This is a genomic window from Modestobacter lapidis, assembly GCF_054780755.1.
In genome coordinates this window covers 167601-184167 of record NZ_BAAGVS010000003.1, presented here as the reverse complement: position 1 = coordinate 184167, position 16567 = coordinate 167601, and the positions used below count along the sequence as shown (strand labels likewise).

Sequence of the window (16567 nt, the reverse complement as noted above, 5' to 3'; positions counted from 1 at the left end):
GTCGCGAGCTTGCGAGCGATAGGGCGAGGGGGTCCTGTCTCAGGGGCAGCCGACGTTCCACCCGGTCAGCGCGGGCCAGTCGTGTTCGGTGCCCAGCAGCCCGTACCGGCCGGTCGCCAGCGGGAACAGCGCGCCCGCTGCCGGCCCCAGGCCCAGCCAGCGGGCGGTGAGGATGCGCAGCAGGTGCCCGTGGGCGACCAGGACGACGTCGCCGTCGGCCAGCAGCGGCCGCACCCGCGCCAGCACCCGGTCGACCCGTTCCGCCACCTGGTCCAGCGCCTCGCCGGGGGTCTCGCCCGGCACCGTGCCGTCGGCCCACAGCGACCACCGGCCGCCGAGCTGCGCGCCGATCTCCGGCGTGGTCAGCCCCTCGTAGCCGCCGTAGTCGACCTCCACGAGATCCGGCTCGAGGACCGTCTCCAGCCCGCCGTCGAACAGCCCGGCCAGCTCGGCGGTCCGGCGGGCCCGACCGAGCGGGCTGACGAAGGCGTGCGTGATGGGCCGCTCGGCGAGCACCGGCCGCAGCCGCCGGGCGTCGTCCTCACCCGCCGGCAGCAACGGCAGGTCGGTCAGGCCGGTGTGCTGGCCGCTCCGGCTCCACTCGGTCTGCCCGTGCCGGACGACCACCAGTTCACCCACGCGATCCCCTCTCCGACGGGGCCCGGGCGGACTCCGCAGCGTCATCGGCGACCACGTCGGGCCGGCCGCCGGCAGCCGGGGCGCCGGCGACGGCCATCACTGCCACCGCCCCCAGGATGACCAGCAGTGGAAGGGTCCAACCGCCCGAGGCGTCGTGCACCGCGCCGATGACCAGCGGACCGGTCGCGGCCACGGTGTACCCGCCGCCCTGCACCATGGCCGACATCCGCCGGTTCTCCGTGAGCCCCCGGGACCGGCGGACCACCGCGATGAAGATGACCGTGATGCCACCGCCCTGTGCCGCGCCGGCCAAGCAGCACCACAGCGCCCACAACGACGGCGCGACCAGCAGGCCAAGCGGCAGCGTGGCCCAGGCTGCGGTGATCGCCAGCAGCACCAGCGCGGGCCGGCCCCACCAGGCCACCAGCGCCGGGACGGCGAAGGCCCCCACGATGGCCAGCAGCTGGAACAGCGACGAGCTGACCCCGGCCGCGGCGCGGGAGAGCCCCTGCTCGTCGGCGAGCAGGCTGGGCAGCCACGCGGTGAGGCCGTAGTAGCTGAACGCCTGCCCGGCGAAGGCGAGCATGAGCCCCCAGGCCACCGGATTGCGCCACAGCGGGCGGGTCGGTGCCGGTTCCGGGACCGGCGGGACGGCAGGCGGGTGGTCGGTGGCGCGGGCCGCGGCCCGCGCCACCTGCCGGCGCAGCGCCGCCGTCCAGACCCCGGCGGCCACCACGGTCAGCAGCCCCCACGAGGCCAGCGCCACCTGCCAGCCGGCCACCTCGGCGAGCGGGGCGGTGAGCGAGGTGGTGAACGCCGAGCCCAGGTTGAGCGCGGCGGTGTAGGCCGCCATCACCACGTTGGTCGCGGTGGGGAAGTCGCGGCCGATGACCACCGGGACGACCACGTTGCCCACCGTGATGCCCAGCCCGAGGACGACGGTGCCGGCGATGGCCGTGGCCGGGCTGCCCGTCGAGCGCAGCAGGCTGCCCAGCAGCACGCCGCCGAGGGAGACCAGGACGGCCCGGTGCACCCCGGTCCGGGCGATGAGCAGCGAGGCGAACGGTGCGGCCAGACCGAAGCAGAGCACCGGGATGCTGGTCAGCAGGCCCACGGTGCCGGCGCTGAGGGCGAGGTCCCGGCCGATGGCGTCGACCACCGGCGCGACCGCCACCAGCGGACCGCGCAGGTTCAACGCGACCAGCAGCACACCGGCCAGCAGCAGCCCGGGCACGGCCACCCGGCCGGGGGGTAGACCGATCGCGGAGCGGCGCCGTCCCGACCGTTGCACGCGACCACGATGCCGCAGCCGCCGGCCGCGCCCGGCACCCGGGGAGCCGCGCCCCGCGCACCGTGCCGCCGGTCACATCCGCGGCCGTCGGGAAGAAGGTTGCGTGCAACGGAGCTGTGCGGGGAGAGACCGGGCGGCGCCGCCGCCGGTCACCCGGATCGTCCAGCTCCCAGGAGGACGCATGACCACCGCCACCCGCCCGCTCACCTTCGACCTCGGTGGGGACCTCCCCGTCCACCGCCTCGGCTACGGCGCCATGCAGCTCCCCGGTCCCGGCGTGTGGGGCGAGCCGGCCGACCGCGCCGGCGCCGTCCGCGTCGTCCGGGCCGCCGTCGAGCAGGGCGTCGACTTCATCGACACCGCGGACTCCTACGGCCCGCTGGTCAGCGAGCAGATCATCGCCGAGGCGCTGCACCCCTACCCGGAGTCGCTGGTCATCGGCACCAAGGCCGGCCTGACCCGCACCGGCCCGGGCGAGTGGGTGCCGGTCGGCCGCCCCGCCTACCTCAAGCAGCAGGTCGAGCTCTCGCTGCGGCACCTGGGCGTCGAGCGGATCGACCTCATCCAGCTGCACCGCATCGATCCCGACGTCCCGCTGGCCGACCAGCTCGGCGCCTTCGCCGAGCTGAAGGAACAGGGCAAGGTGCGGCACATCGGCGTCTCCGAGGTGTCGGTCGAGGAGCTGAAGGCGGCGCGGCAGATCACCGAGATCGCCAGCGTGCAGAACCTGTACAACCTGACCAACCGGCAGTCCGCCGACGTGCTCGAGTACGCCACCGCCGAGGGCATCGCCTTCATCCCGTGGTTCCCGATCGCCACCGGTGACCTGGCCAGGCCGGACAGCCCGGTCGCCGCCGTCGCCACGGAGCTGGATGCCACGCCGTCCCAGGTGGCGTTGGCCTGGCTGCTGCAGAAGTCGCCGGTCATCCTGCCCATCCCCGGCACCAAGTCGGTCGAGCACCTGACCGAGAACATGGCCGCCGCGCAGCTCACGCTGCCCGACGACGCCATGGCCACGCTGGACGCGATCGCCTAGTCGTCCTCCCGGACGACGCCGCGGCCAGGAGCCGTCCCGGCCGCCGCTGAGCCGCTGCCCGACTCGGGCTCAGGCCGGCGGACGCTCCGGCCCGCCGGCGGGCTCCAGCAGCGGGCCGGCGCTGCCCTCGCCCCGGCCCAGGGCGGCGACGAACTCCCGCAGCACGTCGGGCCCGCGGCGCCGCGGCGTCCAGCCCAGCACCGTGCGGGCCCGGGCCCACTCCAGCAGCGGCACCCCGAGCGCGAGGTCGAGCCAGCCCGGCTCGGTCGGGACCAGCCGGGTCTGGAACGCCGCGTCCATCGCCGCCCGCAGCACGAACACCGGCACCGGCACCCGGAACGAGCCCAGCGCGGCGGCCAGGCCGTCGGCGTCCAGCGCCGGGTCGGTGGACAGGTTGAACGCACCGGGGGCGCGCTGGTCCATGATCCGCACCAGCGCCGAGGCCACGTCGTCGGCGTGGACGAAGGAAAGATGCAGGCTCCCGGGCAGCGGGAGCGGCAGCACCTTGGCCACCGGACCCGGCAGCAGCCGGGCCGCCGCGAGCAGCAGGTCGCCGAGGAAGTACCGGCCGATCTCGCTCGCGGCGTCGGGCTGCAGCACCAGCGTCGGCCGGGTCACCGACACGGTCACGTCGGGATGCGTGGCCACGAACTTCCGGACCAGCCCCTCGGCGGCGACCTTGTCCCGGCTGTACTGCGAGCTGGGCACGCCCTCGGTCGGCCAGTCCTCGGCGATCCGCCGCGACGGCGGGCCGGCGGAGTAGACGCCCAGGGACGACATGTGCACCACGTGCGGAACACCCGCGGCGCCGGCCGCGTCGAGCACCCGCTGCGTCCCGTCGACGTTGACCCGGCGCAGGCGTTCGGGCTCGCGCCCCGGCTGCAGCGCCCAGGCCAGGTGGACGACGACGTCCGCGCCGTGCAGGAACTCCGCCAGCACCTCCTCGCTGTCGGGCTCGCCGAGGTCGGTCAGGTACCAGTGCACGCCGTCGTAGGGAGCGGTGTCCGGCGGCTGGCGCCGCGCGAGACCGCGCACCTCGGTCGCGCCGCCGTCGGCGAGGGCCCGCAGCAGTGCCGTTCCGACGTTGCCGGTGGCGCCGGTGACGGCGACGGTCAGCCCGGGCAGGAGTCCACTGGTGAGTTCCGGCATCCCCCGCTGCTACCCGCGAGATCCGCCCGCCACCCGTCCGGGACGGGCCGCGATCAGGGACCGGACGGCCGCACCGGGTCACCCGCCGGCACCGCCGGCCCGGCGTCGATCTCCTCCAACGTGCGGCCGCGACGCTCCGGCAGCCCCCAGGTGGCCAGCGCCGCGAGCACGAAGAACGCCGCGAAGACGCCGAACACCAGCCCGTTCCCGCCGCGCTCGAGCAGCGGCGGCACGCACAGCGGCGCCAGGATCGAGGCGATCCGGCCGAACCCGGCGGCCGCCCCGGCGCCGGTGGCCCGCAGCGCGGTCGGGTACACCTCCGGCGTCACCGCGTACAGCGCACCCCAGGCGCCCAGGTTGAAGAACGACAGCACCATTCCGGTGGCCAGTACCGCTGTCTCGCCGTCCGCGCCGGCGAACAGCCCCGCGCCCAGGGCCGAGCCGAGGGTGAACACGGCCAGCGTGGGACGCCGGCCCCACCGCTCGATGAGGAACGCCGCCACCGCGTACCCGGGCAACTGCGCCAGCGTGATGAGCAGCGTGTACCCGAAGGACCGCACCAGCGAGAAACCCGAGGCGACCAGCAGCGTGGGCAGCCAGATGAACGCCCCGTAGTAGGCGAAGTTGATGCTGAACCAGACCGTCCACAGCGCCCCGGTGCGCACCCGGCTGCCGCGCGCCCACAGCGCCCGCGGGCCCGGCGCCGGCGTCGGCTCGGGAACGGGGGAGGGGACCGGCGCCACCCCGGCGGCCGCCTCGAAGCGGCGGACGGTGGCCTCGGCCTCGTCGACCCGGCCCCGCAGTTCCAGGAAGCGCACCGACTCGGGCAGCCCGCGCCGGACGACGACGGTGTAGACCGCCGGCAGCGCGCCGATCGCGAACGCCCAGCGCCAGCCGTTGTCGCTGGTCGGCACCACGAAGTAGCCGATCAGGGCGGCGAGCAGCCAGCCGACCGCCCAGAACGCCTCGAGGACGACGACCACCCGGCCGCGCACCGCGGCCGGGGCGAACTCGCTGACCAGCGTGGACGCCACCGGCAGTTCGGCGCCCAGACCCAGCCCGATGAGGAACCGGAAGACCAGCAGCGCACCGACCGACCAGGACAGCGCGGCCGCGCCGGTGGCCAGCCCGAACACCAGCAGCGTGACTGCGAAGACCTGCCGGCGGCCGATCCGGTCGGCCAGCAGGCCGCCGAGCGTGGCCCCCAGGGCCATCCCGACGAAGCCGATGGAGCCGATCCAGGACAGCTCCGTCGGCGACAGCGACCACTGCACCGCGAGCGCGGCCATCACGAAGGAGATGAGCCCGACGTCCATGGCGTCCAGCGCCCAGCCGAACCCCGACCCGGCGACGAGCCTGCCGTGCTCCCGGGTAAACGGCAGGCGGTCCAGCCGGGCCGCGCGGGTCAGGGACGACGGCGGGCCGGGGTGCGGCGGGGTCGGCACGTCGGCGGTCATGGCGCGGCTCCTACCCGGCGCGCGGCGGGGATCACGCGTCCTCAGCCGATGCCCTCGACCGCGCCCAGCGCCAGCTGCCGGGAGGCGGCGAGCAGCTCGGCCTGCGCACCGATCGCCTTCCGCACGGCCGGCGGGAGCGGGTGCCAGAGGTCGACCCGCACGTTCAGTCGCTTCCCGGCCTTGCGCGGGCGCCAGGTGCCGGCCACCTCGCCGTCGACGAGCACCGCGCCGGGGCGGCCCAGCGCCGGCCAGAGCGTTCTGGCCCGGGCAGGGTCGGGGGCCAGCAGCGACCGGTCGCGGGTCTGCAGGTAGGGGTCGAAAGGGCCCAGCAGCCGGGTCGTCGTCGCCGGGCCGGCCGCCAGCCGGTCGACGTCCTCGGCCAGCGCCCACCGGCGCCCGCCGTCGACCGACACCTCGACGGCGTCGTCCGGCCAGCGGGCCGTGACATCGGCCTGCGGCGCGTCGAGGTAGCCGGCCACGTGCTGGGGCGTGGCCGGCCCGAACAGCCGCAGGTACGCCCGGACGACGTCGAGCCGCCCGGGCACGGCGGCGGCGACGGCGAACCCCGGGATCGGCTGGAGCACCGGCGGGGAGGTGCCGGGCTGCAGCTCCAGCCCGGCGCGCAGCGCGGCCAGCCGGAACGGCTGCTCCCACGGGTGGACGGCCCGGCACGGCACGCACTCCCGCAGGTACGGGTCGGGCAGGGCCGCGGTGAGCTGCCGGGACATCTCGCCCTTGACGGTCGGCCGGGTCACGATCGACCGCAGCTCCGCCGCGATGACGTCGAGCGCGGCCTCGACGGGGATGCCGGCCGCCCTGAGCGGCTTCGCCGCGTCGAAGATCCGCTTGCCGGCGTCGGCCTCCGAGAACGGCCGGGTCGCCGCGGCCACCCCCGGCAGGTCGGCGCGGCGGTAGACGTGCGGTGCGCCGCGGATGGTCCACACGGTCACCAGGGCGTCGTCGTCCAGTGCGCCGACGTCGACCCCCCGGACGGCGAGCGCCCAGCGGCCGCCGTCGGGACCGGTGTCCTGCACCCCCAGGTCCAGGACGGCGGTGCCGGTGAGCGCACCGGCCGGCCGGTCCAGCTGCTGGGCGCGCACGCGGGCGCCGAGCACGTCGGCGCGGGTCAGCTCGATGGCCACGCGGTCACCGTAGGACCGCGGTACGACATGCCGGCGGTCGATGCGTCAGTCGATTCCCTCGGGCAGCCGGGTGGGGCCCGCCTCCGCCGGCCGGGGGCGGTCCTCCGGATGGGCGCGCACGGCGATGAGGGCGACGTCGTCGAGGCCGTGCTGGGGCACCAGCCGGTCGAGCAGCGCGTCGCAGAGCTCGTCCAGCGGGAGCCCGCGCAGGCCGCTCAGGCTCGCCCGGAGGGCGGCCGTCCCCTCGTCCAGATCGCTGCCGGGCCGTTCGACCAGCCCGTCGGTGTAGAGCAGCAGGGTGGCGCCGTCGGGAAGGTGCGCCTCGTGGCCGTACCGGGGGGTGTCCGGGTCGACGCCGAACATCATGTCCGTCGGGGTCTCCAGCACGGTGGTGGTGCCGTCGGGGAGCAGCACGACCGGCGGCGGGTGCCCGGCGTTGGTCCAGCGCAGGATGCGGGTGCCGGACACCGGGATGTCCGGGCACCGTTCGACCCGGGCCAGGACGACGGTGGCCAGGGTGCTGACCGCCAGCCCCCGGGCGGCGCGCTCCGCCCGGGTCAGCGTGGCCGGGAGCTCCTCGTCGTTGTCGTAGGCCAGTGCCCGTAGCAGTCCGCGCAGCTGGCCCATCGCCGCCGCGGCCCGGCTGTCGTGCCCGACCACGTCGCCGATGACCAGCACCGTGGCGCCGTCGGGCTGCAGGAAGGCGTCGTACCAGTCGCCACCGACCTGGGCGCCGCTGGCGGCCGGCTGGTACCGCACCACCACGTGCAGGTGGTCCGGTTCCGGTGGCGGGGTGAGCAGTGCCTGCTGCAGCCGGTCCGACAGCGCCCGCTCCTCGGCCACCCGGCGGGACAGCCGGCGCAGCTCGGCGGCCTGCGCCTGCGCGGCCATGCGGTCGGTGAGGTCACGGAAGGAGACGACCACGCCGGTCACCGTGTCCTCCTCCACGGTCGGGACGGCGATGAGCTCCACGGGCACCGCCCGCCCGTCGCGGTGCCAGAAGGCCTCGTCGTCGGCGACGACCGTCTCGCCGGTGCGGAGCGCCCGCCACACCGGGCACTCCTCGGCGGGGTAGGGCGATCCGTCGCGGCGCCGTGCGTGGATCAGCCCGTGCTGGTCGCGGCCCAGCTGCGACTCCCGGTCGTGCCCGGTGACCCGGACGGCGGCCGGGTTGACGAACTCGACCCGGCCGTCGGCGTCCAGCCCGTAGATGCCGTCGGCGGCGTTGGCGAGCACCTTCTCCGACAGCGCCAGCGCGCGGGACAGCTCTGCCTCCACCGCCCGCAACGTGGTCACGTCGGCGGCCCGGGCGGCGCTGTCCGGCCCCTCCGCCGCGGCGTCGTCCGGCGCGAGCCGTTCCCGGGCCGTTGCCCGGCCCCGCTCCGGCATCCGGACGACCTCCTCTTCTCCTCGTTCGGCGATCCGCGTGTGCAGCCAGCTTGCCCCAGCGGCTCCGGCCCGGCGACCGAGCCCCGCCGGGCGTCAGCCGCCGGCCCGGACGTGGGCGGTGAGCAGCTCGGCGACCCGCTCGGCAGCGAGCTCGGGCAGCCAGTGGTTCTCTCCGGCGAGCACCTCGAGCCGGTAGGGGGCGGCGACGAACTGGGCGCTGGCCTCGATCGCGGCCCGGCCGAGGAAGGTGTCCCGGTCACCCCACATGTGCAGCGTCGGCACCCGCACGGTGCCCACCCGGTCGCGCGCGGCGAACGGGATCGCCCGGTACCAGTTCAGCGCGCCGGTGAGCGCACCCGGCTGCTGCATGCGCCCGACGTACCGCTCGACCAGCTCGTCGGGCAGGCCACCCTGCCGGAGCGTGCGTCGCAGCACCGCCCCGCCACCGGCCAGCAGCACCCGCTCGGGCACGCCGGGCAGTTGGAAGAAGCCCATGTAGCCCGACCGCAGCGCCTGGTCGCTGCTGACCATCGCCTGCGCCATCGCGGCCGGGTGCGGGAGGGACAGCACGGTCAGCGTGCGCACCCGCCACGGGTGCCAGGCGGCGAGCGCCCAGGCCGCCGCGCCGCCCCAGTCGTGGCCGAGGACGTGCGCGCTGTCCAGCCCGGCGGCGTCGAGCAGCGCCAGCACGTCGTCCACCGCGGCGCGCACCCGGTAGTCCGACCGGCCGGCCGGCCGGGCGCCGGGGGAGTACCCGCGCTGGTCGGGAGCGAGCGTGCGCAGCCCGGCCTGGTGCAGCGCCGGGCTCAGCCGGTCGAAGGCGCCGGAGTCCTGCGGAAAGCCGTGCAGCAGGACGACCGGCTCGCCGTCCGGGGAGCCGGCGTCCCGCACGTCGAAGACCAGGTCGCCGCGGTGGAAGGTGTCCATGTCCCCCTCCCTGCCCGTTCCGGCCCGCCCTTACTGCTGGCCGGGTGAGATGACGGATCCCTCCGGCCGGCCGCCGGTGTTACGACTGTCTGACATTCGCGCCGTACGGGCCCGGACCGGGTTGGATCCCCGCCCGTCCGGCAACGGATCGGACATGTCCACCGCCGCGACCGCCGACGGCCCCGGGGCCGCGCCCGATTCCGGGGCGCTGCCCTGGGTCCTGCCCCTGGACGACGACCGGGCCGCGGAGCAGGCGTGGACCGGCGCGAAGGCGGCCGCGCTGGCCACGGCGGCCCGGCACGGGTTGCCCACCGTGCCCGGGTTCGTGCTCACCACCGCGGGCGTCGACCGGCTGGCCGCCGGCGCGGCCCTGCCCGGCGCCGTGGTCGACGTCTGGCGAGAGCTGTCCCGGGACGGCGCCGTACCGCTGGTCGTGCGCAGCAGCTCGACCGTGGAGGATCTCGGCGACTCCTCCATGGCCGGCCGCTTCGAGTCGGTCGTCGGTGCGCGGGGGTGGGAGCAGTTCCAGCGGGCGATCGACACCGTCATCGGCTCCCGGGCCGCGGCGGCCGGCGGGTCGGACGGCCTCACCGGCGACGAGCCGCTGGCCGTCCTCGTCCAGCCGATGCTCGACGCCCGCAGCGGCGGGGTGCTCTTCGGCATCGACCCGGTGTCCGGCCGGGAGGACCGGGTGGTCGTGGCCGCCGTGCAGGGCGGCCCCGACCGGCTGGTCAGTGGGCAGGTCGACGGCAGCCGGTACGAGCTGGACCGGGCCGGCGGCGTCGTCCAGGTCTCCCGGGGGAACGACGGGGCCCGGCTGCGGCGCGCGCAGCTGCGGGCCCTCACCGGACTCGCCGAGCGGACGGCGGAGGTGTTCGGCGGCCCGCAGGACGTCGAGTGGGCGTACGACGAGGCCGGCCGGCTCCGGTTGCTGCAGAGCCGGCCGGTCACCGCCGAGCCGCGTGGCCGGCCCGGCGGGCCGGTGCTCGGCCCCGGCCCGGTGGCCGAGACCTTTCCCGAGCCGCTGCAGCCGCTGGAGGTCGACCTGTGGGTGGCCCCGCTGCGCACCGCCCTGCAGCACGCGCTGCTGCTCGCCGGAACGGCCACCGCGGCCGCCGTCGATGCCTCCCCGCTGGTCGCCGTCGTCGACGGGCGGGTCGCGGTCGACCTGGACCTGTTCGAGGCGGGGCAGGACGCCCCCAGCCTCCGGGAACGGCTCGACCCCCGGCCCCGGCTGCGGCGGCTGCGCGCCTCCTGGCGGGTCGGGCGGCTGCGTTCGGCGCTGCCCGCGCTGGCCGCGGACGTCGTCGGGTCCGCCGACCGGGTACTCGGCGAGGTCCCCGCCCTCGACGCGCTCACCGACCGGCAGCTGGCCGCGGTCCTGCACCGCGTGCAGCCGGCGCTGGCCTCGGCGCACGCGCACGAGGTGCTCATGGGGCTGCTGGTCGACCCCGCGGCACCGCGGCTGACCGGCGCCGGCACGGCGCTGCGCGCGCTGTCCGCCGCCCGGCAGGCAGGCCTGCGGGATGCCGACGTGATCGCCGCCAACCCCGTCGTCCTCGCCCTGGCGGCGCCGCTGGTCTGCCGGTTCCCGCAGCTGCCGCCGGACGTGACCGCACCGGAGAGCCCGCCGCCCGGTGCCGACGACGATGCCGGACTGCTCCGCGAGGCACTGCGGCTGCGGGTGCGGTGGCTGCAGGAGGTCAGCGCGCGGGCCGCCTGGACGCTCGGGGAACGGCTGGCGGCCGCCGGCCGGCTGACCGCTCCCGAGGAGGTCCGCGGCCTGCGGCTGGCCGACCTCACCGATGCGGTGCGGAACGGCGGCCGGGCGCTGGCACCCGCCCCGGTCGTCGCGGGGGAGCCGCTCCCCGCCCGGTTCCGGCTGAGCGACACCGGCCGCCCCGTGCCCGTGGCGGGCACCGCCGCGGCCACCGGCGCCGGTGGCGGTACCGGCCGCGGGCCCGTGCACCACGGCGCGGACCCCCCGGAGGGCGCGGTGCTGGTCGTGCGCACCCTGGATCCCTCGCTGGCCCCCCTGCTGCCGCGGCTGGCCGGCCTCGTCGCCGAGACCGGCAGCGTGCTGGCGCACCTGGCGATCCTGGCCCGCGAGTCGCAGGTGCCCACCGTCGTCGGGTTCTCCGGCGCGCTGGAGCAGTTCCCACCGGGCGTCCCGGTCCGCGTGGACGGGGACGCCGGCACCGTCGAGAAGGAGGAGGAGAGCTCATGAGACGGCTGAGCTGGGTCCTCGGCACGGTGGCCCTGATCGGCTCGGGCAGCTACCTGTTCGTCTACGTCTACCGGTGGGAGTGGCACCGGGCACTGCTGGTGGGGATCCTCTTCCTGGCCGCCCTGGTGACGCTGTGCACGGCGCTCGTGCTGCGCCGGCTGGCCCGGCTCGACACCCACCTGTCGCCGGACACGCGCAGCGAGCCCCCGCCGGGGGCCCTGGCGCGGCTGCGCGCCGCACCGGTGGAGGCCACGCCGTTCCGGTGGCTCCGGCCCGAGGCATTCGACGGCGGCCACATCTTCATCCCGGTGCTCCTGGGTGGTGGGGTCGTCGTCTCGGGCCTGGCCTGGCTGATCGAACGGGTCGCCGGGAGCTCGGCCCGGGCCGGCGTCGAGGAGGAGCTCGCCGCCGAGCTGGTGGCCGTGGCCTTCCCGGCCGGCGGCCTGGTGCCCACGGACGCCGAGGCGCTGACCGCGGGGGCCGGCCTGGCCGAGGACCCGGCACTGCGGCTGCTGCTGGGTCCGGCCGCGACCGGGGTGACCCGGTGAGACGGGTGCTGGCTTGGGTGGTGGCCGCCGCCGTGCTCGCCACCGGCATCGTCCTGCTGCGCGCGGAGCTCATGACCGTCGACGTCCCGCAGCCGGAGGGGTCGTTCACCGACGTCGTCGTGGAGGCGCAGGTCGTGCAGGAGGAGGCAGCCGTGCACGAGGAGATGACCCGGGGCCTGGTGAGCACCTGCCGGCTGCTGGTCAACGCCGACGTCGTCCAGGAGTCCTTCGCGCAGGTGGGGCCGCAGACCTTCGCGTTCCGCCTCCAGCCGGGCCTCGACGAGTTCGACCAGCGGGAGCTGCGGGGCTGCCTGCGCGACACCCGGGTGCAGCACCTGCTCCTCGACGTCCGGCGGCTGGAGACGGTGACGCCGCGCGACCGGGACGACCGGAACTAACCCCGGGCGGGCCGGGGTTGACCCCGGGGAGACGCCGATGGACGGCAGGACACGAGCGGGAGGTCACCGGAGACGTGCCGGCACTGAACAGGAGGCAGTTCCTCGCGGCGAGCCTGGGAGCGGTCGGCAGCGTGGCCGCCGGAACCGGACTGGGCAGCCAGCTGTGGCCGCTGATGGGGCGGGAGGACCTCGTTCCCGGCCGCACCCCGGAGCTGGTGCTGCCGGCCGGGGCCTGGTCGCCGGCGGCCGACCGGCTGACCTTCGCGGCGGTCGGCGACACCGGCAGCGGGGGGCGGCAGGCGATGGCGGTGGCCGACCGCATGGCCCGCGGCTACCAGGACTCGCCCTACGGCCTGGTGACCCATCTGGGCGACCTCTGCTACTACGGCAGCGTCGAGGACCGCTTCGACGACGTGTTCACCCGGCCGATGCGCCCGCTCATCGATGCCGGCGTCGCCTTCGAGCTGGCGATCGGCAACCACGACGGCGCCCTGCACCACAGCGACGCCAGCCTGGCCGAGATCGACGCGGAGCTGCGCCTGCTCGGCACCCCCGCCCGGCACTACACCACCAGCCACGGCCCGGTGGACTTCTTCTACCTCGACTCCAGCACCCCCGGCCTGTTCGGGGACGACGCCTCGGTGCAGCTCGAGTGGCTCGACGACGCCCTGGCCAGCTCCACCAACCAGTGGAAGGTCGTCTGCATGCACCACCCGGTGTACTCCTCCGGCGCGCACGGCTCGACGCCGGGCGCCGACGAGCTGCTGGAGCCGCTGCTCGCCGACCGGCGCGTCGACCTGGTCCTGTCCGGGCACGACCACCACTACGAGCGCACCCATCCGGTGGACGGCGTCACCTACGTGGTCAGCGGCGGTGGCTGCAAGACGACGCCGGTGCGGCCGGGCCGCTTCACGGCCGCGGCATCCTCGACGCTGCAGTACCTGCACGTCGACGTGGTCGGTGACCGGCTGACCGGCCGGTCCGTCCGCGCCGACGGGCGGGTCGTCGACCGGTTCGAGCTGCGGGCCCGGGAAGGCCGGTGACCGTGCCGGCCGCCGCGGCCGCCGGCTACTCCCTGCTCGTGCTCGCCGCCGTCGTCGCGCCCGCGGTCGTGCTGGAGTCGGCCGGCGACCGCGGGGGCGTCCGCGGCGCGGTGGGCGCCGACCTCATCGGGGTCAGCGCGGCCGTCGGGGTGCCGGCCGCGGTGCTCGCCTGGCGAGGGGTGCGTCGCACCACCCGCGCGGGGCGCAGCCGCACCGACGTGTGGATCGCGGCATCCTGCGGCCTGGTGACGGTGGCCGTGGCGGCCTCGGCGCTGCCGACGGTCGTGCTGCACGCCACCACCGGGCTGCCGGTGCTGGACGCCGACGCCGGCTGGCCGGTGCCGGCGCTCTGGGCGGTGTGCCTCGGGGCCGCGGTGGTGGCCGGCGAGGCGAGCCGCCGGGGAGTCCTGCGCTGGCTGGCCGGCTGACCGGACCGCCGGTGCCGGGCTCGCTTGGACGGCCGGCAACCCGGTCGGGGACGATGGGTGCGATGGACGAGACGACACAGGACGTGGTGGCACCGCGGGCGGACGAGATCATCGTGCTGGTCGACGAGTCCGGGGCCGCGATCGGCACGATGCCCAAACGGCTGGTGCACACCGGGGAGACGCCGCTGCACCGTGCCTTCTCCGCCTACCTCTTCGACGACGACGCCCGGCTGCTGGTCACCCGGCGGGCCGTGGACAAGGCCACCTTTCCCGGCATGTGGACCAACACCGTGTGCGGTCACCCGGGGCCCGGGGAGGACGACGCGGCCGCGATCACGCGCCGCGCCGGCCAGGAGATCGGTCTCGGGGTGCGCGCCCTGACGCCGGCGCTGCCCGGCTACCGGTACCGGGCCGAGTTCCGCGGCGTCGTGGAGAACGAGATCTGCCCGGTCTACCTGGGCCGGTTCACCGGCTCCCCGGCGCCCGACCCGACCGAGGTGGCCGAGTGGGAGCTGCTGGACTGGGCGGCGTTCCGCCGGCGGCAGGAGACCGAGAGGGACGCGTGGTCACCCTGGTGCCGGGAGCAGGCCCGGCTGATCGAGGAGGCCGGGCTGATCAAGGACCTCGCTGCCCCCCACGCCTCGCAAGCTCGGCGCGGGCCCCTGCAGCGAGGCCGTTAGGCGCGGACGACCAGCCGGACGGTGCAGCCCTCGCCGGACTCCCGGGTCGGGGAGGCGACCAGGTCGTCCACGGACCGCCGGGCCAGCCACAACCCCATGCCCCCCACGGCCATGTCGCCGTGCGCCGGCCCGTAGCCGGCCAACGGGTCGTCGAAGCAGGTGCCGTGGTCGGTGATGGAGCACAGCAGCCGGTCGCGGCCGCACCACAGCCGGACGTCGACCGGCGGGACGCCGTGCTCGGCGGCGTTGGCGACGATCTCGTCGATGGCCAGCACGAAGTCCTGGGCCGCATCGTCGCTCAGCGCGCTGTCGGCCAGCACCCGGGCGATTGACCGGCGCAGCGACCGCAGGTCGTCCAGGTCGAGCAGCGCCAGCGCCGGCTCCGTCGACTCGATCGGATCGGGCACCCGGGAGTGCTGCAGCTCGGCGACCACCTCGGCCGGCTCCCGGTAGCCCGGGTTCCTGGCCGGCTCGCCGTCGACCATGAGCCAGGGGTGCGTCGCGACCGTCACGTCGGCGGGGCCGGGCGGATGGGCGTCGTCCGCGCCGGGCCCGAGCAGGCAGAGCTGGTCGACCGGCCGGTCGGCCAGCACGTGGTTGAGCAGCGCCTCGGTCTGCATCCATCCGGCCCAGCCGTTCGCCGGCTGCTGCACCGCGGTCACCAACTGCAGCCGGGAGCCGTCGTCGGGCAACGCCCCGTCGACCAGCCGGACCAGCTCGGCCACCACGGTCGCCGGCCGCGCGTCCACCGGCTCGGGCTCGAGCACGTACACCCCGTCGAACGCCCGGGCCAGCAGGCCGGCCACCGGTTCGGGGCAGGCGATGACCACCCGGTCACCGGCCGCCGAGACCCGGTCCAGGAACGAGGCGACCACCGCCACCACATCCTCGTCCGCCGTGCGCACGTGTCCCACGTGCCGGTACCCGGCGGGTCTTCCCTCGTCCTGCGTCATGCGGTCCGCCCCGTGTGTGTCGTCTGCTCCGACTCTCCGTATGTGCCCGCTGACCGGGCGCCGACACATCGGGGGACGCAGGCGCCGTCCTGGTCGCCGTCCGCCCCTGATCGGCCCCGGTGCGGGTGGGTCGGGCAGAACGGCGGGGCGGGCGGTGTTGCAGCCGACGTGCACAACGACGTCGTGGTGATCGGTGGCGGCCAGGCCGGCCTGTCCGCGGCGCACGCGCTGGCCCGGGCCGGGGCCGACTTCGTGGTGCTGGACGGCGACGACGGTCCCGGTGGGGCGTGGCAGCACCGCTGGCCCTCGCTCCGGCTGGACCGGGCGCACCGCATCGCCGCGCTGCCCGGCATGGAGCTGCCCGCCGCGGACCCGGCCAGCCCGGCCAGCGAGGTGGTCGCCGGGTACTTCGCCGACTACGAGCGCCGCTTCCAGCTGCCGGTGCGCCGGCCGGTGGCGGTGCGCGCCGTGCACCGCACCGACGACGGCTTCACGCTGGACACCAGCGCGGGGGAGTGGACGGCGTCCGGGCTGGTGAACGCCACCGGCACCTGGACCCGGCCGTTCTGGCCCGCCTATCCCGGCCGCGAGCAGTTCCGCGGACGCCAGCTGCACGCCGCGGACTACCGCGGAGCCGAGGAGTTCCGCGGCCGGCACGTGGTCGTGGTGGGCGGCGGCACCTCCGCGGTGCAGCAGCTCATCGAGATCAGCGAGGTCACGACGACCACCTGGGTCACCCGCCGCGAGCCGGTCTGGCGCAGCAGCGCCTTCGACGCCGACGCCGGCCGGGCCGCGGTCGCGCTGGTCGACCAGCGGGTGCGGGCCGGGCTGCCGCCGGGGAGCGTCGTCGGCGTCACCGGTCTGATGGAGACCGACGCCGTGCTGGCCGCCCGGGCGCGGGGTGTGCTGGACCGGTTGCCGGTGTTCGACCGGCTGACGCCGGACGGCGTGGCGTGGGACGGCGACCCGGGCCGCACCCTGCGCGCCGACGTCGTCCTCTGGGCCACCGGCTTCCGCCCGGCCCTGGACCACCTCGCCCCACTGCACCTCCGGGCCGCGGGCGGCGGCATCGTCATGGACGGCACCCGGGTGGTCGGCGAGCCGCGGCTGCACCTGGTCGGCTACGGCCCGTCGGCGAGCACCATCGGCGCCAACCGGGCCGGCCCCCGCGCGGCACGGGAGCTGCTGCGCACCCTGGCCAGGGCCGACGCCGCCTGATCCCGACGGTTGGCGGGGCGCCCGGGCAGGTAGTGCAGGGCG

16 protein-coding genes are annotated in these 16567 nt (G+C 76.2%); 8 read left to right on the top strand and 8 right to left on the bottom strand.

Features of this window, described 5'->3' with window-relative positions; all coding sequences use genetic code 11:
• Positions 1 to 39 precede the first annotated feature (39 nt).
• The gene (locus ACYVG5_RS05910; protein ID WP_222045775.1) at positions 40 to 639 is read right to left on the bottom strand and encodes a histidine phosphatase family protein; all 600 of its coding nucleotides are present in this window, start codon (positions 637 to 639) and stop codon (positions 40 to 42) included.
• Positions 632 to 1930 carry an MFS transporter gene (locus tag ACYVG5_RS05905; protein WP_222045773.1) on the bottom strand — a complete coding sequence of 433 codons (1299 nt, stop codon included), beginning with the start codon at positions 1928 to 1930 and terminating at the stop codon, positions 632 to 634. Before ACYVG5_RS05905 ends, ACYVG5_RS05910 begins: the two co-directional genes overlap by 8 nt.
• Before the next feature lie 181 nt (positions 1931 to 2111).
• Between ACYVG5_RS05905 and ACYVG5_RS05900 the strand changes: the two genes are divergently transcribed.
• Entirely contained in the window at positions 2112 to 2966 is an 855-nt protein-coding gene (locus ACYVG5_RS05900) for an aldo/keto reductase (protein WP_222045771.1), read from the top strand.
• A gap of 69 nt (positions 2967 to 3035) precedes the next feature.
• Here the strand turns inward: ACYVG5_RS05900 and ACYVG5_RS05895 are convergent, their stop codons facing one another.
• The 5 genes from ACYVG5_RS05895 to ACYVG5_RS05875 form a co-directional block, all read right to left on the bottom strand.
• Entirely contained in the window at positions 3036 to 4115 is a 1080-nt protein-coding gene (locus ACYVG5_RS05895; protein ID WP_222045769.1) for an NAD-dependent epimerase/dehydratase family protein, read from the bottom strand.
• A 53-nt stretch (positions 4116 to 4168) separates the two neighbouring features.
• Entirely contained in the window at positions 4169 to 5572 is a 1404-nt protein-coding gene (locus ACYVG5_RS05890; protein WP_222045767.1) for an MFS transporter, read from the bottom strand.
• Between the two features lie 41 nt (positions 5573 to 5613).
• Positions 5614 to 6714 (bottom strand): winged helix DNA-binding domain-containing protein, encoded by a 1101-nt coding sequence (locus ACYVG5_RS05885; protein WP_222045765.1) that lies wholly within the window; start codon positions 6712 to 6714, stop codon positions 5614 to 5616.
• A gap of 45 nt (positions 6715 to 6759) precedes the next feature.
• Entirely contained in the window at positions 6760 to 8103 is a 1344-nt protein-coding gene (locus ACYVG5_RS05880; protein ID WP_222045764.1) for a PP2C family protein-serine/threonine phosphatase, read from the bottom strand.
• A 93-nt stretch (positions 8104 to 8196) separates the two neighbouring features.
• Positions 8197 to 9030, bottom strand: a complete 834-nt coding sequence (locus ACYVG5_RS05875) for an alpha/beta fold hydrolase (protein WP_222045763.1) — start codon at positions 9028 to 9030, stop codon at positions 8197 to 8199.
• 154 nt (positions 9031 to 9184) lie between these two features.
• Between ACYVG5_RS05875 and ACYVG5_RS05870 the strand changes: the two genes are divergently transcribed.
• The 6 genes from ACYVG5_RS05870 (at position 9185) to idi (ending at position 14354) form a co-directional block, all read left to right on the top strand.
• Entirely contained in the window at positions 9185 to 11257 is a 2073-nt protein-coding gene (locus ACYVG5_RS05870; RefSeq protein ID WP_222045762.1) for a PEP/pyruvate-binding domain-containing protein, read from the top strand.
• Complete coding sequence (locus ACYVG5_RS05865) at positions 11254 to 11805, top strand: hypothetical protein (protein WP_222045760.1); 552 nt, start codon at positions 11254 to 11256, stop codon at positions 11803 to 11805. Before ACYVG5_RS05870 ends, ACYVG5_RS05865 begins: the two co-directional genes overlap by 4 nt.
• Positions 11806 to 11810: 5 nt before the next feature.
• Complete coding sequence (locus tag ACYVG5_RS05860; protein WP_460683024.1) at positions 11811 to 12203, top strand: hypothetical protein; 393 nt, start codon at positions 11811 to 11813, stop codon at positions 12201 to 12203.
• Positions 12204 to 12277: 74 nt separating this feature from the next.
• Positions 12278 to 13246 carry a metallophosphoesterase family protein gene (locus ACYVG5_RS05855; protein ID WP_222045756.1) on the top strand — a complete coding sequence of 323 codons (969 nt, stop codon included), beginning with the start codon at positions 12278 to 12280 and terminating at the stop codon, positions 13244 to 13246.
• Complete coding sequence (locus tag ACYVG5_RS05850) at positions 13243 to 13674, top strand: hypothetical protein (protein WP_222045754.1); 432 nt, start codon at positions 13243 to 13245, stop codon at positions 13672 to 13674. The genes ACYVG5_RS05855 and ACYVG5_RS05850 overlap by 4 nt, the downstream gene beginning before the upstream one ends.
• 62 nt (positions 13675 to 13736) lie before the next feature.
• Positions 13737 to 14354 (top strand): isopentenyl-diphosphate Delta-isomerase, encoded by a 618-nt coding sequence (idi, locus tag ACYVG5_RS05845; protein ID WP_222045752.1) that lies wholly within the window; start codon positions 13737 to 13739, stop codon positions 14352 to 14354.
• Here idi and ACYVG5_RS05840 read toward each other — a convergent pair.
• Positions 14351 to 15307 carry an ATP-binding protein gene (locus tag ACYVG5_RS05840; protein WP_222045750.1) on the bottom strand — a complete coding sequence of 319 codons (957 nt, stop codon included), beginning with the start codon at positions 15305 to 15307 and terminating at the stop codon, positions 14351 to 14353. The two genes, idi and ACYVG5_RS05840, sit on opposite strands and share 4 nt — an antisense overlap.
• Positions 15308 to 15475: 168 nt before the next feature.
• On the opposite strand from ACYVG5_RS05840, the gene ACYVG5_RS05835 reads away from it, so the two are divergent.
• Positions 15476 to 16525 (top strand): FAD-dependent oxidoreductase, encoded by a 1050-nt coding sequence (locus tag ACYVG5_RS05835; RefSeq protein ID WP_222046291.1) that lies wholly within the window; start codon positions 15476 to 15478, stop codon positions 16523 to 16525.
• Positions 16526 to 16567: the final 42 nt, after the last annotated feature.